The sequence below is a fragment of the Tessaracoccus antarcticus genome (assembly GCF_003688855.1).
GTDB classification, from domain to species: Bacteria; Actinomycetota; Actinomycetes; order Propionibacteriales; family Propionibacteriaceae; genus Arachnia; species Arachnia antarctica.
Genome location: NZ_REFW01000002.1, coordinates 640,438 through 654,181, shown reverse-complemented (window position 1 = coordinate 654,181; position 13,744 = coordinate 640,438). Strand labels below are relative to the sequence as shown.

Annotated in this window: 11 protein-coding genes; 4 read left to right on the top strand and 7 right to left on the bottom strand. The window is 67.8% G+C overall.

The genetic code is table 11. The features are described from left to right. Nucleotides 1-39 precede the first annotated feature (39 nt). Genes EAX62_RS10265 through EAX62_RS10250 form a run of 4 tightly spaced genes read right to left on the bottom strand, consistent with a single transcriptional unit; the run spans nucleotide 40 to nucleotide 3,611 of the window. On the bottom strand, nucleotides 40-684 hold the full coding sequence (locus EAX62_RS10265) for a thymidine kinase (protein ID WP_121901560.1): 645 nt from the start codon (nucleotides 682-684) through the stop codon (nucleotides 40-42). Continuing rightward, complete coding sequence (locus EAX62_RS10260; protein WP_121901559.1) at nucleotides 677-1,909, bottom strand: glycosyltransferase family 4 protein; 1,233 nt, start codon at nucleotides 1,907-1,909, stop codon at nucleotides 677-679. Before EAX62_RS10260 ends, EAX62_RS10265 begins: the two co-directional genes overlap by 8 nt. Next, the gene (locus EAX62_RS10255) at nucleotides 1,906-3,024 is read right to left on the bottom strand and encodes an alkaline phosphatase family protein (RefSeq protein ID WP_121901558.1); all 1,119 of its coding nucleotides are present in this window, start codon (nucleotides 3,022-3,024) and stop codon (nucleotides 1,906-1,908) included. The genes EAX62_RS10260 and EAX62_RS10255 overlap by 4 nt, the downstream gene beginning before the upstream one ends. Beyond that, nucleotides 3,024-3,611 carry a DUF5998 family protein gene (locus tag EAX62_RS10250; RefSeq protein WP_121901557.1) on the bottom strand — a complete coding sequence of 196 codons (588 nt, stop codon included), beginning with the start codon at nucleotides 3,609-3,611 and terminating at the stop codon, nucleotides 3,024-3,026. The genes EAX62_RS10255 and EAX62_RS10250 overlap by 1 nt, the downstream gene beginning before the upstream one ends. Before the next feature lie 29 nt (nucleotides 3,612-3,640). Here EAX62_RS10250 and EAX62_RS10245 point away from each other — a divergent pair, with 29 nt between their 5' ends. The 3 genes from EAX62_RS10245 to EAX62_RS10235 all read left to right on the top strand — a co-directional run bounded on the left by EAX62_RS10245 (nucleotide 3,641) and on the right by EAX62_RS10235 (nucleotide 7,792). Further along, nucleotides 3,641-4,666 carry an App1 family protein gene (locus EAX62_RS10245; RefSeq protein ID WP_121901801.1) on the top strand — a complete coding sequence of 342 codons (1,026 nt, stop codon included), beginning with the start codon at nucleotides 3,641-3,643 and terminating at the stop codon, nucleotides 4,664-4,666. Nucleotides 4,667-4,700: 34 nt separating this feature from the next. Beyond that, nucleotides 4,701-7,238, top strand: coding sequence for a DNA gyrase/topoisomerase IV subunit A (locus EAX62_RS10240; RefSeq protein WP_121901556.1), 2,538 nt, complete (start codon nucleotides 4,701-4,703; stop codon nucleotides 7,236-7,238). Nucleotides 7,239-7,300: 62 nt separating this feature from the next. After that, nucleotides 7,301-7,792, top strand: a complete 492-nt coding sequence (locus tag EAX62_RS10235; protein ID WP_121901555.1) for a beta-class carbonic anhydrase — start codon at nucleotides 7,301-7,303, stop codon at nucleotides 7,790-7,792. Here the strand turns inward: EAX62_RS10235 and EAX62_RS10230 are convergent. Continuing rightward, nucleotides 7,749-11,669 carry a putative inorganic carbon transporter subunit DabA gene (locus EAX62_RS10230; RefSeq protein ID WP_121901554.1) on the bottom strand — a complete coding sequence of 1,307 codons (3,921 nt, stop codon included), beginning with the start codon at nucleotides 11,667-11,669 and terminating at the stop codon, nucleotides 7,749-7,751. The genes EAX62_RS10235 and EAX62_RS10230 overlap by 44 nt on opposite strands. 28 nt (nucleotides 11,670-11,697) lie before the next feature. Between EAX62_RS10230 and EAX62_RS10225 the strand changes: the two genes are divergently transcribed. After that, the gene (locus EAX62_RS10225) at nucleotides 11,698-11,889 is read left to right on the top strand and encodes a hypothetical protein (protein ID WP_121901553.1); all 192 of its coding nucleotides are present in this window, start codon (nucleotides 11,698-11,700) and stop codon (nucleotides 11,887-11,889) included. A 266-nt stretch (nucleotides 11,890-12,155) separates the two neighbouring features. Here the strand turns inward: EAX62_RS10225 and EAX62_RS10220 are convergent, their stop codons facing one another. Next, the gene (locus tag EAX62_RS10220; RefSeq protein ID WP_121901552.1) at nucleotides 12,156-12,431 is read right to left on the bottom strand and encodes a helix-turn-helix transcriptional regulator; all 276 of its coding nucleotides are present in this window, start codon (nucleotides 12,429-12,431) and stop codon (nucleotides 12,156-12,158) included. Nucleotides 12,432-12,522: 91 nt separating this feature from the next. After that, on the bottom strand, nucleotides 12,523-13,611 hold the full coding sequence (locus EAX62_RS10215) for an FAD-dependent monooxygenase (protein ID WP_158600630.1): 1,089 nt from the start codon (nucleotides 13,609-13,611) through the stop codon (nucleotides 12,523-12,525). Nucleotides 13,612-13,744: the final 133 nt, after the last annotated feature.

Here is a 13,744-nt window from a genome sequence, read left to right as displayed (position 1 = left end):
CCGAAACGGGCACACCCACTCGACTAGTACTTTTTGGTACTAGCCCAATTCAAAGGGCAGCGGCTCGGGCGACAGCGTGGCCTTGGCGCGCGTCGCCGTCATACGGCGGCGGTGGTGCGCACGGCACAGAACCTCGTAGCGCACTTCCATCCCACTCTCGGTGTCACCTACCACCACTTGGGAACCCTCCGTGACCATCAACCCGTTGACGGTACGGGCATTGTGGGTGCCCTTCGCGGAGCACCAGCACAGCGGTCCGAGCGGCAGGGTCTCGGTGCGATCAGCAAGCTCGACAAGCCGCTGCGAGCCGGGGAACAGCTTCGTGCGGAAGTCGGCAAGGATGCCGAAGGTGTAGACGTCGAGTTGAAGTTCGTCAACGATGCGCGCCAACTGCTCGACGTGTTCACCCGTGTAGAACTGGGCCTCGTCACACACCAGGTAGTCAACGCGCTTGCCGCCCGTCAGCTCGGCGATGACGTAGCGCCAGAAGTCGAACTCCTCGGTGACCTCGATGGCCGGGGATGACAGTCCCAGACGCGATGTCACGCTGGATGTCCCGGAGCGATCCTGCTGCGTGAACAGACGGCCCTGACGACCGTGCGTGGACTGGGTGTGATGGAACTGCAGGGCGAGCGTCGACTTGCCACAGTCCATGGGTCCCGTGTGGAAGACCAGCTCAGCCAACGTTGTCCCCTTCGATGACGGATCGGTACACCGAGACGTATTTCTCGGCCATCCGATCGGCGCTGAGAGACGGTAGCAGTGCAGGCGTGGCTGCTGCCAACCGTCCCCGCACCACCGGATCGCACAGTGTCCGGAACCCCGCGGCCATGGACGTGATGTCCGGCCCCGTGAGATAGGAACTCTCCGGCGACAGGCCGACGGTGAGCCTGTCGTCGCAGTACATGACGGGAAGCCCGGCTGCGACAGCCTCCGTGATGACGAGCCCCTGGGAGTCGAAGCGGTAGCTGCTGAGCGCCATCACATCGGCGTTGCGGAGCTCGGAGGCGATCGCCTCCAGCGAGCCGAGGTGGCCACGAAAATCGATGCGTGGGTGCCCGGCCGCCAGTTCCCGCAGGGCGTTTCGCTGGTCGCCGTCTCCCACGATGACGAGCTCGGCGTCAGGCCTGTCGGCCGTGATGAAGGCCTTGATGAGGACGTCGAGGCGCTTCTCCTTGGCGAGCCGTCCCACCGACAGGAACCGGACACGGTCGTCGGTGCGGGTCCGCTCGGCCTGGTCGATGGTCGTCTTCATGCGCTCGTTGTACCCGGTGGGGACAACGAACCCGTTCAGTTCCCTCCCGGCCGCCTCGTTGATCAGCTCCAGCATGAACGGCGACGGGACCGTGTGGGCGTCCACCTTGCCGGCCAGGTCGGCGAAGGACGCCCAGTCCATGCGAGCCGCCAGACCCCCCGTCTCCTTCTCCCTGCCCGGCAGTGTGGACCGGGGAGGTCGGCGACCGCTGGCCGCTGTCAGGACAGGGTTGATGACCCACTGGTAGGACAGGGTCCCGAAGACGGCGGACTTCACCGTCTGGTGGGTGCCCGCAATATTGGCGTGAAAGGTGTGCACGTGCGGGATGGACTGCAGCTTGGCCAGACGGGCACCGAGGATCATGGCGCCGCGATCCGTCTGCGTGTGGATCACGTCGAAGGTGGCGCACCTGTCGATCAGTGCGGCCCGCTTCTGGGAGAAGTGCAGGACGCTGAGATGCGCGGACGTGCCCTCGATGTAGAGCGTGGGGCACTCGATGGTCCTGCACCCCCTGGGCTTCTGCAGATGGCGGTCCGGGGCGATGAGGGTGACGTCGTGGCCGAGGGCCACGAGTGACTCCAGTTGGGTCTCCACGGATCGGGCCACTCCCCCGGAGGAGGGGTAGAAGTCGTCCAGGATGAAAGCGATCCTCATTGCGGGCCGAACGCGAACAGCGGGACCACCATCTCCTCAGCGGTGAGGGAACCGTGCATCCCCACCAGGGAGAACTCGCCGGGGAACGCCGAGGTCATGACCCCCCAGTCGGCGCGCATGGCCACCAGTACGTCGCCGATGCGGGGTACCACCCGTGGGTCCACGTCGAGGCCGAACCAACCGGCCGCCAGCGCCTCGTCCCGCGTGAGGACGTGGGCGCGGTCCCCCATGAACTCCGACCAGGAGGCCGCGACGCGTCGCGGGTTGTCGCAGTACAGCTGTCGGAAGCGCGCCTCGCCACCGATGTGGCGGCAGCCCGCCAGGGCCGTCTCGTCGTCGGCGACGATCTTGCGGTGGGTCGGAACATTGACCATGCCGTGGTCGCCTGTGACGAGCAGACAGGTGTCAACGGGAAGGTGGTCCGCCAGTTCCGCGACCATGTCGTCGATGCGCGCCAGCCTGTCCAGCCACTGCCACGAACCCACTCCGTAGCCATGGCCGTCGTGGTCAAGCATGCGTTCGTAGCAGTAGACCACCTGATGGGTGGAAAGGGACTGCAGGACGAGGTCAACGAAATGGCCGGACTGTCCTTCCTTCTCCACTCCGAGGTGCTCTGTGCCGCCGAAGGCCAGCTGCGTCAGCGCGCTGTCGGCAAACCGGGACAGTGAGACAGCGCCGGAGTGCTGGCCACGGGCGGCCATGCGTTGGAACGCCGTGTCGTGGCACCGGAACCCCTGGATGTCGTCGGGTCCCCCGTCCCACGTGAGGGCATTGAGCAGGCGATCAGTGGCCGGGTCGAGAAAGGTGTACCCCACCACGCCGTGCTGGCCGGGAGGTACCCCGCAGCCCAGGCTCGTCAGAGACGTCGCCGTGGTCGACGGCACCGAGCACGTCAGCTCTGTGGCCACATCCAGGTGCCCCGCCAGCATTTCGGCGTGGTCCGCGTGAGCCTGCAGTGGGTACCAGCCGAGACCGTCCACCAGCAGCAGCACGTACCGGGACGCGCGCGGCAACCCCAGCACCGGGGTGGTGCCGGAGAGGGACGCCTCGATGCTGGGGAGCAGGCTGGCGAGCGTCGCACCGCCGTAGCGGGGCGCGATGAACTCTTCGTGCATCAACCCACCCGGGACTGCAGCAGGGCGCCGAAGTCGAGGAGGCGCCGGGTGTTGGAGTCGCCGTCACCGACGGGGCTCATGCGCACGGTCAGGTCGTTGGGCACCTGCATGCCGGTCCAGCCATGGTCGGCGTCGCAGCTCGGGTCGTCGCAGGACGCCGGCCCGAGGTCGAGGCGCCGCGCCGCGCCCCACACCAACGTCAGCCAGGTCTCCACCACCTCGGAGTCCTCACCGTAGGACTGGGGCTTGCTGACCGAACGCGTCACCACCACGGAGTCGATGGCGCGCAGCGCCACCACCTCTGACGTCGTGAGAGCCCTGTCCGTGGCGCCGTCGTCGCCGTCGTCGGTGTGGCAGATCAGCAACTGACGTTCCGTCAACACCAGAACGGTGATGTGACGCTGCACCTCATGGCCGGCGAAGGTGGCTTCGTGGTGCACCAGGTGCCCCACCACGGGCTGGCTGCCGAGACCGCTGGCGATCGTGTCAGTCACCAGCTCGGGGTAGAAGCCGCACTCCGAAATCTGGTGGACGAGGTCCGCGGGCAGCACTGTGCGCGTCTGGTCGAGATGGGTCACGGGACTCATTGTCCCACGCTTGCCCTATGTTGTGGGCCATGAAGTCTCGCCCCTTCTTCGCTGCCCGCATCGAGGACCACATCACCAACCTCCTCAGCAGAATGCTGTCCCGGCGCGGCTGGGACCAGGCCATCGTCGGCTACACGGGCTTCGGTACTCCCGAGCAGGTACGGGTGCTGGCCCGAGTCGTCCTGAAGCCACCCAAGGAACTGGGAATAGTGCAGGCGGCCTACGACTTCCTGCATCGCCGGGGGTGGCGCAACTTCATCGCGGCGCCGCTGGGCAACGCGCAGGCATGGATCATCCTGAACGGTGCGCCGGTGCTCGTGCAGGCCGACCGCAGCGGTTACATCGACGTGCGTGTGAAAAATCCGGGTCTGGCACCCGGCTGGCACACCATTGAGGTGCGCAGCGCCGACGGCAGCAGCGGTGGCGTCGAGGTGCAGATCATCGACTCCGAGGAGACCTTCGGGATCGTCAGCGACATCGACGACACCATCTTGTCGACGTGGCTGCCCCGCCCCTTCCTGGCCGCCTGGAACTCCTTCTTCCTCACGGAGCAGGCGAGGCAGGCGGTCCCCGGGATCGCCCGGTTCTACCAGGGGATGCTTGCCGACCACCCCGGAGCTCCCGTGATCTACGTTTCCACTGGCGCCTGGAACACCTACCCCATGGTCAGTCGCTTCCTGGCCCGCCACGGCATCCCGAAGGGCGCGATGCTGCTGACGGACTGGGGTCCCACCAACACGGGCTGGTTCCGCAAGGGGCCCGACCACAAGCGCACCTGCCTGAGGGAGTTGGCCCGCGACCTGCCGAACATCCGGTGGGTGCTGGTGGGCGACGACGGCCAGCACGACCCGGAGCTGTACGCGGAATTCGCGACGCTCCAGCCGCGCCACGTGCGGGCCAGAGCAATCCGCCAGCTCACGCCCGGTGAACACGTGCTGGCCCACGCCATGCCGTTCGACCAGCGGGAGCCGGAGAGGTGGTCCCCCGACACGGCTCCGGAGGTCCGGGCTCCCGACGGTGATGGACTAGCCGATAAGCTGCGCACGATCATCTGACACACAGCACGCACCACAGGAGGGCCGAGGGCCAATGGCGAAGACCAGGACCGAGGACGACACCTTCGACGAGAACATTCTGGACGTCGACGTCACCGAGGAAATGGAGACCAGCTTCCTCGAGTACGCCTACTCGGTCATCTACTCCCGTGCGTTGCCGGACGCCCGCGACGGGCTCAAGCCCGTGCAACGACGGATCCTCTACGCCATGGACGAGATGGGGATCCGACCCGAGCGCAGCCACGTGAAGTGTGCACGGGTGGTGGGGCAGGTCATGGGTGTCCTGCACCCCCACGGTGACACCGCCATCTACGACGCCCTGGTACGCATGGCACAGCCGTGGTCGGTGCGGTTGCCGCTCATGGATGGCCACGGCAACTTCGGCTCTCTTGATGCTGGCCCCGCGGCGATGCGCTACACGGAGGTCCGGATGGCGCCGGCTGCTCGCGCCATGACGGCGGGCCTCGACGAGGACACCGTCGACTTCAAGCCCAACTACGACGGCAAGGAGACCGAACCGGCCGTCATGCCGGCTGCATTCCCCAACCTGCTCGTCAACGGTGCCACCGGCATCGCCGTCGGCATGGCCACCAACATCGCCCCCCACAACCTCGTGGAGGTGGTTGCGGCACTGAAGCAGTTGCTGGTCACACCGACCATGGAACTCGACGAGCTGATGCGTTTCCTCCCCGGGCCCGATCTGCCCACCGGTGGCAAGATCATCGGGCTCGACGGCGTCCGTGACGCCTACGCCACTGGTCGTGGCAGTTTCAAGGTGAGGGCCACCGCACGCATTGAGAAGGTCACGCCCCGACGCCAGGGCATCGTCGTCACGGAACTGCCCTACATGATCGGCCCCGAGAAGATCATCGAGCAGATCAAGAAGGCCGTGGGCGAGAAGAAGCTCAGCGGCATCGCCGACGTCAAGGACCTCACGGATCTGGCCCACGGCACCCGACTGGTGATCGAGGTGAAGAACGGCATCAATCCTGAAGCGCTCCTCGAACAGCTGTACCGGGTGACCAAGCTGGAGGACACGTTCGCCATCAACGCGGTGGCACTGGTCGAGGGCCAACCCCGCACCATGACTCTCATCGAGATGCTGCAGGTCTACCTCGACCACCGCATCGAGGTGACGCTGCGGCGCACCCGGTTCCAGCTCGCAAAGGCCACCGATCGGCTCCACCTGGTCCGCGGCCTCATGATCGCCATCGCCGACATCGACGATGTCATCGCCATCATCCGCAGCTCCGAGGACGCCAACGAGGCGCGCACGCGCCTCATCGGCGCCTTCAACCTCGACGAGATCCAGGCCAACTGGATCCTCGACATGCAGCTGCGTCGCCTCACCAAATACTCCACCATCGAGTTGGAGAAGGAGGCCGCGGAACTCAACGAGCGCATCGCCGGGCTCCGCGAGATCCTCGACGACGACGCAATCCTCCGGTCGGTCCTCACCGGTGAACTGGATGACGTGGTCAAACAGTTCGGCACCCCCCGACGCACGATCCTGCTCGCCTCCAGCGGTCAGGTCTCGCAAACGGCCCAGCCGTTGGAGGTCCCCGACGACCCGTGCTGGGTGCTGCTGTCCGGCACGGGACTGGTGGCCCGTATGGAGGGCGACTCCGCACTGCCCACCACCGGGCCGCGCAGCGCCCACGACGTCATTGTCTCCGCGATCCACACATCCGCGCACGCCGAATTCGGTGTCCTCACCAACCGAGGGCGACTGGTACGGTGCCGCGCCATCGAACTGCCCACGGTTCCCCCCACGGCCAACGCACCCGCCCTGCAGGGCGGGTCACCCGCCAGCGAGCTGTGGCTGCTGGAACCCGGTGAAACCCCGCTGGGCATGACCAGGCTGGGCCCCGAGGCGGCCGGTCTTGCCATCGGCACCCGCCGAGGTGTCGTGAAGCGCGTCGCCCCCGAGTACCTGTCCAAGGATGCGTGGGATGTCATACGCCTCGACGACGGCGACGAGGTGGTGGGGGCCGTCGAACTCCGTGACCCGAATCTGCACCTGGCCTTCATCACCACGGATGCCCAGCTCCTGCACTTTCCCGCCTCCACCGTTCGCCCGCAGGGACGCGCGGGCGGCGGGATGTCGGGCATCAAGCTGGCGCCCGGCGCGTCGGTGATGTGGTTCGGGGCGGTCGATCCCGCCGCAGACGAGCTGGCCACCGTTTCCGGCGCCAGCACCTCGCTGCCGGGCACCGAGGTGGGCGCCGCCAAGGTGACCGCCATGCTCCACTACCCGGCGAAGGGTCGCGCCACGGGTGGGGTGCGCTGCCACCGCTTCCTGAAGGGTGAGGACGTTCTCATTGCCGCAGGGATCGGCCGCTCCCCCGTCATCGCGTCCGCAGCCAGTGGATCGCCGGTGGAGTTGCCGCCCACCACGGATCGCCGCGACGGCTCCGGACTGCCGGTCTCCCAACCTGTGACATCACTGGCCGGCCGAGGCTCCGGCCGCACAGCCGCATCTGCGGATGTCTCCCCCGAGGGGATTGGTACCGTCCCGCAGGACGATGCCACCGCTGCGCCCCGCGAGCCCGACCAGGCTCCTCTGCTGTAGCCACGGACGTGATGTGCCAAGAATCCCCGCGGGGCACTAATCTGGGCGAGAAAGGAGCGCTGATGAGCTTCACTGATCTTCTGGATTCCAACGGGGTGTACGCCCAGGACTTCGAGCACGGCGGGTTTGACGGCATTGCCCGCTCAGGCGTCGCCATCCTCACCTGCATGGACTCGCGCATTGAGCCGCTGGCCATGGTGGGCCTCCACATCGGGGAGGCGAAGATCCTGCGCTCACCCGGTGGCCGCGTGTCCACCTCGATGATGACGGGCCTCGCCCTCAGCGTGCAGTTGCTGAACGTCGACCGCATCATGATCGTCCCCCACACCAAGTGCGCCATGGCCAACGGCAGCGACGAGGACATCCGTGCGGTGATCTCGGAGCGCAGCGGGCTCGACACCACATGGCTGGAGTTCGGCACCACACCCGACCAGGTGCAGCGCCTCCAGCACGACGTCCGCGCCGTCCGCAACCACCCCCTCATCAAGGACCGGGCCGAGGTGGGCGGTTTCATGTATGACGTCGACACTGGTCTGCTGGAACAGCTCGCCTGAGCTCATCGGGGTGCATCTCCACCGGTTCGGGGTGCGCGTCGGTGATGCAGAGGATCCGGAGCCACCGGTTGGTGAGCAGCCCGTACAGGTCAGGTTGCCTCCGCAACACGGCGGCCACGGCCTCGGGCGCGGCCGCCACCACCACCATCAGGCGGGCCGGTTCGTGCCGGGCTGCCAGGGGGTCGGTGCGCAGGTCGACCGGCGACAGTGACTGCCAGGGCAGACCCGTGCGCAGGTCACCGTGGGATCCCGTGATCACGCCCACGTCACCCACCACGTTGTGCGTGGTCTTGTCGCCGGCACCGAAGGTCTCCGGTGCGATGGTCGAGAAGTAGTACTGGGCATTGATCCACTGGCCCACCACCACGGGCGCCGTGAGGATCTGCTCAAGGATCCCGTGCTCCGGGGTGTCCAGAGTGGCATCGTAGGACTGCAGGAACACCCGCCCCGCCAGGTCCAGCCCGGCCGTCATGCGGCGAGGACCGACGACCATGGCCAGGTTGCCCGCCAGACCCCACTCGGGCATGGGCTCAGACCAGTCAGCTGACCTGCGGGCGGCGTTCTCCTGAGCCGTGCGGGATCGGCTGTCTCCCGGCCGCGAGGGCAGGAAGGCCATCCGCTGTGCCACGGAGCGCTGACCGGCAGGGCGCGCCTGGTACTGCAGCAACTCCAGTTCCGCCCGGTGGCTCTCCCAGCCGGGTGATGAGGCATCAAGCTCCAGCACGTCCGTGGTGGTGTTGTGGACGGCGGCGATGGCCAACGTCCCCGTGGGAATGGTGATGCCCTGCTCGACCAGTCTTTCCCGGACGGCCGGCTCGTTGAGCATGGAGGCCACCACCTGGGCGTTGATCCGGCCACTGTTGCCACCGCAGGCACCGCAGTCGTAGGCCGCGGCGAACGCATTGTTGGCGACTGCGGCCTCGTGTCCACAGACCACCAGCAGCGGGGCAAAGCCCTGGACAAGCCCGATGGCACGGAGCATCCCGGCGGCAATCCCCGCCTTCTCTTCCAGCGTGGGGCCCACCTGCGCCCCGTCACGAAGGCCCGCAGGCGCCACACGTGGGAGACGCACCTGGTCCCAGACTCTGCCTCCCCACACCCAGCGTTCGCTCTGGCGTCGCCACTGCGCCGGGAGTTGGGCAGAGGCCAGAGAGGCCAGACCGGAGAGCGCACCGGCCGCTTCGGCCACCAGCAGCGCAAGCAGCGGAGTCGACGTCGCGCCGGTGACACCGCGGTGTGCCAATTGCCGCAGGGTGAGGGGGCGTCTGCCGGTCGGGACGACGGCCGAGGGGCGGATCAGCGCCGGACACTGGTCGAACCCCCTCCCCGCACTGTCCTGGACGCGGATGGCAGCACCGAAGAATCCAGCGAAACCGTGGGTCCGGATGGCCGTTGCCTCCTCCAGTGAGCGCCGCAACCGCTCCGAGCGCACATCGATGCACAGCACGAGGTCCGCCGTGGGTGCTTCGGTGGGAATGCTTGCCTCGGACGCACCGTGGACGATCGACGCCAGCATCCGCTCGTGGATCCCGATCTCCCAGGCGCGCTGCCACACCCGCTCCGGGCGCCAGGGCATGCTCCCTTCCGTGACCATTGGCGTCGTCGCCACCACATCGGTGAACGCGCCGCCGCCCACGCTCAGCGCAGCGAGCATGTCCAGGGTCATGCGCAGGGCCACCACTTCCAGCAGAGGCACCTCCGTGTCATGCTGACGGCCCCGCCATTGCGCATGGGACGCCCATCCCGGTCCCGAGGCCAGGAGGGCACAGACGTAGCCCAGACGCGACTCGACGTTGACCCGCCGCAGCAACTCCCCGATGGCCGCCGCAGGGTCCTGCGGCAGGCCAGCCGCCCAGGCTGAGGCCCCCCGTACCCCGATGACACGGTCATAGACGGGCCGCACAGCCGCCTCCCGCCACAGGCTCCACGGCCCGCGCTCCACATCACCGACGCGAGCCCACGCCCGCTGCGTCCACCAGGCCGCATGGTCGTCCACCACCTCGGAGAGTGGGACGTCGAGCCCGACGACCCGACGCCGAGGGCGGGTCCCGACTTCGGAAAAGCGCCGTCCAACACTCACGTGAGGAGTCGTGGGCGCGTCCGCGGCCTCCCGGCAGCGGCGGACGAACCCGGACACATCGGAGATCCCGCGTCCTGTCTTCGCAGCCGTGGGGTACTCATCGAGCGCTGCCGACAGGCCGTGCTCCGTGATGCGCCCGCTATCCAACAGGTCGAGGTAGCTGTGGAGCGGCAGATGCATCCTGGCGCCATGGACTCCTTCCATGATGGTCACGGCCTCGTCGAAGGGCAGGACAGTGAGCCCGGCGAGGGGATTGGCAGCCACGAGCTCGCGCAGGGGCCAGGCGGGCGACACGACGGCACCGGCGGTGCGGATGAGCGCCTGCACCTCCTCCGCCTCCGCTCCATCACCCGTCCCCACCGGCGCGCACACATCAGGGGGTGTGAGTGACCCGCCGATCCTTCGGCTCCACGGTGGGAGGCCGGCACCGCTCAGTGTGGTCGCCAGCACGCCGGACGGCGCCCGTGTGACATCGGTTGCCAGCCGTGCCGTGACCAGGCCCAGAGCAATGACACCGGACAGCAACAGGAACCCCGTCCAGCCGGACCAGATCGGATCGCCCGACAGTGGAGCGCCCACGAGGTGCTCCCAGCCCAGCAGGAGCCACAGGTATCCACCAGAGGCCACGCCTGCTCCCACCACCACCGCTGCCAGGCGGGCGGCGGTGGCTCGCTGTCCTCCGATGGCGGCGCCGGCAGCGGCGGCCACGGCAAGGGCGAGCGCACCCGGGAGCAATCCCATCACCCCTGCCGTCTGCATCAGCATGGCCGGGAATCCGACGAGGACCGCGACGCACGCTGCCGTGGTACCCCCCGCGAAGCTGGCGGCACGGTGTGTCACCGCGGTGCGGTTCAGGGCCCTGCCGCGGGTGATGGCGCCACCGGCGCGGAGGAACAGCCACGCCTTGTAGCAGCCGTGACCGAGCAGGTGGAGCAGTCCCGCGGCAGGCAGACCAAGGCCGATCTGCAGGGTCATGTAACCCATTTGCGCCGTCGTGGAGCAGGCAAGCTGGCCCTTGACGTCGGTGCGCACCCGGCCGTTGAGGGTGCCGAGCACCACGGAACACAGCCCGATGAGGACCATCGCCCCCAGCGCCACGGGGGCCGCACGGTACAGGGGCCAGCAGAGAAGGGCGATGATGCCGGCACCGTTGACGAGCCCCGCGTGCAGGAGCGCCGAGACCGGCGAGGGTGCCTCGGCCGTCTCGGGGAGCCAACGATGGAACGGGAACAGGCTGGAGCGCACCGTGCCCGCCAGGACGAGGCATGCGACAACGGCGAGAGTGACTGACGTTGAGCCCGGATGGAGGCCTTCTCGGTCGATCGTCGGGAGGGCCACCGCGGCGATCCCGACGCCCACCCAGAGTGCCGCATCCCCGAGAAGGAGACGGCGCCGGACAAGACGCGATGCACGCAGTGCCGACACGGTGCGGGGATGGGCGATCAGTGAAGCAATCCCCCACCCACTCACGGAGAACCCCGCCGCCACGAGGACAAGGTTGGAGCCCGCGACCATGAGACCCAGTGCGAGCACGACAACGGTGAAGGTCAGGCAGAACTTGGCGAGCCGTTCCTGGCCGTGCAGGTTGGTTCGCGCATACCCGGCCACCAGCCAGGTGAGGAACCCCACGAAAACCAGCAGGACCGACGACAGTGCGTCGACGCGGACACCCCATGTCGCTCCCCCGGCGGCCACGCCCCAGGTCACGGACGTCCGTATGGCGACCGCCACCCCCGCACAGACACCACTGATGAACACCACGCTCGCCGCGCTGCGCGGCACAATCCACATAAACATACGAAGAAATTTACATGAAGTTTAGTTCGTGAATAAGACCGTCTACATCGTGGACCACGTCGTCATCGTCGACCCTCGGGACGGTACGCCGCCGGCTCGGGTGCGCGAGACTGGCTCCGTGGGCACGGACCATGCCCACCGTGGTGAGTTCAAGGGTTCCCGCATGCACCTGCTGTTCGCAAGCGACGCCTGGCTCGGCAATTCGGTTCTGGAGGAGTGAGCCCCGTACCACCCGTTGGGCTTTCCTGCCGGCGGAACAACGACCCAGGCGGCCGCCATACCTGGGCTCACCCTGAGAGCCGCTCCCACGTTCCACGAGGTGCTGATCGCACGGCGCACCCGCGCGGCCACGGTGCGGGGAGTCATGGCCGTGCTCACCGAGGCCGAGCATCACCCTCCGTTACGCAGTGCGCGACCTCGCCACGCTTGAGGTCGCCGTCGCCCATGGTCCTGGGCGTGGGCCAGCGTGGACGTCGGCATCCTGCGTCAGCCGTGGATCAGGTCGATGAGCTCCCCAATGCTGGTCGCGTTCTCGGCAGGGTGTCTCAGTGGTCGCTCGGTCGAGACGGTGTAGGTGTTGCGGCGCCCCACTCGCTCGATCGTGATGTAGCCCCCGTCGGCAAGGTCCCTGACGATGAGCTGCACTGCTCGTTCCGTCACGCCCACCTTGTCGGCGATGTCGCGCATGGTCTGTTCGGGGTCCCGTGCGAGTTGCACGAGTACATGACCATGGTTGGTGAGGAACGTCCAGGACTGGGTCATGCCGCATTCTAACCCGGGGAAAATTTCGTGAAAGCTCCGACGTGGGTTGCGGCGAATCGGAGCGCGAGGTGCCGACTGGACCCGGCGTCGCTCAGCCGCGCAGCATGGCGGAGAGTTGGTGGGCCATGACGTTTCTGGGGGTCAGCGGAGCGAGGCCATCGCGCAGCGCGGCGAGCATCGGGTGGGCGCCCTGGGCGAGAGTCCCCACCAGTCGCGAGCGTGCCGCCATCTGTTCCGCACGGCGTTTCCGGCGACGCTCGTAGGCGATGAGGGCCTGCGGGAGTGGGAGTCGCTGGAGTTCGGCGAGAAGCACTGCCACGTCCTCGAGCCCCTGGGCCGCACCCTGGCCCAGGTTCGGTGTCATGGCATGTGCGGCATCCCCGATGAGGACGGTCGACAGCCCGTTGTGCCAGGTGCGCAGCTTCGGAAGCTCGAGCAGCGGAAGGACCGGCGTGCCACCCAGCTGCGGCGCAGCCAGCACGTCGGCGATGGGTGCGTGCCAGAGAGCAAATGTGTCGGGCAGGTTCTCCGCAGCCTCACGCGTCCCGGTCGCGGCAAACCAGTAGGTGAGTCCGTGCTGCAGCCCCACCATCCCGAACCGCAGTCCCCGGCCCCAGGACTCGGTGATCATCACCGGTGTCGCTGCTCCTGTCCGTGCCACGCCACGCGCGGCGAACTGACCACTGGCACGTGGACGCACCCCTCTGAGGAAGGTCCTGCGCACCGTGGATTCGATGCCGTCGGCGCCGATGAGGAGCTCGGTGTCCGGTGGTCGTCCATCCACCAGCGCTTGCCCTCCGACGACGGTGACGTCGACGCCGTAGTGGACGGGAGCATGCAGTCCTTCGGCGAGCGTGCGTGTGAGGTCGCTGCGGAGCACCGCGAACAATGGACCGTACTGCTGCGTCAATGCCGTGATGGGCAACTCGGTGAGTGGCCGACCGCTGTCGCGCAGGACCATGGCGCGACGCACGGGCTCCCCGATGGCGCGAACCTCCTCGCCGGCGTCGATGGTGTCCAGGGCGCTGAGGGCATTCGGCCACAACGTGAGGCCGGCACCATCCTGGCGGGGAGCGGTCGCCCGCTCCAGGACGGTCACGTCACAGCCCAGTCGCTCGAGACCCCGCGCCATCGCGAGACCAACGACGCCGGCGCCCACCACCGTTGCACGTGAGATCACGGCTCGACCGTATGCCGGGCGCGGGGCCGCGTCAATGACGCCGCGACTCCGAGCCGCTGATCGGGTCGGAGTCATACTTGTGACATGACCGCCGACCCCCGCACCACGATGCCATCGGCACCGGCGGCTGGCA

Bases quoted from the DNA above. Each gene is read 5' to 3' on its own strand.
- EAX62_RS10260 (WP_121901559.1), bottom strand. From the start codon at position 1,909: ATGAGGATCGCTTTCATCCTGGACGACTTCTACCCCTCCTCCGGGGGA.
- EAX62_RS10220 (WP_121901552.1), bottom strand. From the start codon at position 12,431: ATGACCCAGTCCTGGACGTTCCTCACCAACCATGGTCATGTACTCGTG.
- EAX62_RS10230 (WP_121901554.1), bottom strand. From the start codon at position 11,669: ATGTTTATGTGGATTGTGCCGCGCAGCGCGGCGAGCGTGGTGTTCATC.
- EAX62_RS10255 (WP_121901558.1), bottom strand. From the start codon at position 3,024: ATGCACGAAGAGTTCATCGCGCCCCGCTACGGCGGTGCGACGCTCGCC.
- EAX62_RS10235 (WP_121901555.1), top strand. From the start codon at position 7,301: ATGAGCTTCACTGATCTTCTGGATTCCAACGGGGTGTACGCCCAGGAC.
- EAX62_RS10250 (WP_121901557.1), bottom strand. From the start codon at position 3,611: ATGAGTCCCGTGACCCATCTCGACCAGACGCGCACAGTGCTGCCCGCG.
- EAX62_RS10240 (WP_121901556.1), top strand. From the start codon at position 4,701: ATGGCGAAGACCAGGACCGAGGACGACACCTTCGACGAGAACATTCTG.
- EAX62_RS10245 (WP_121901801.1), top strand. From the start codon at position 3,641: ATGAAGTCTCGCCCCTTCTTCGCTGCCCGCATCGAGGACCACATCACC.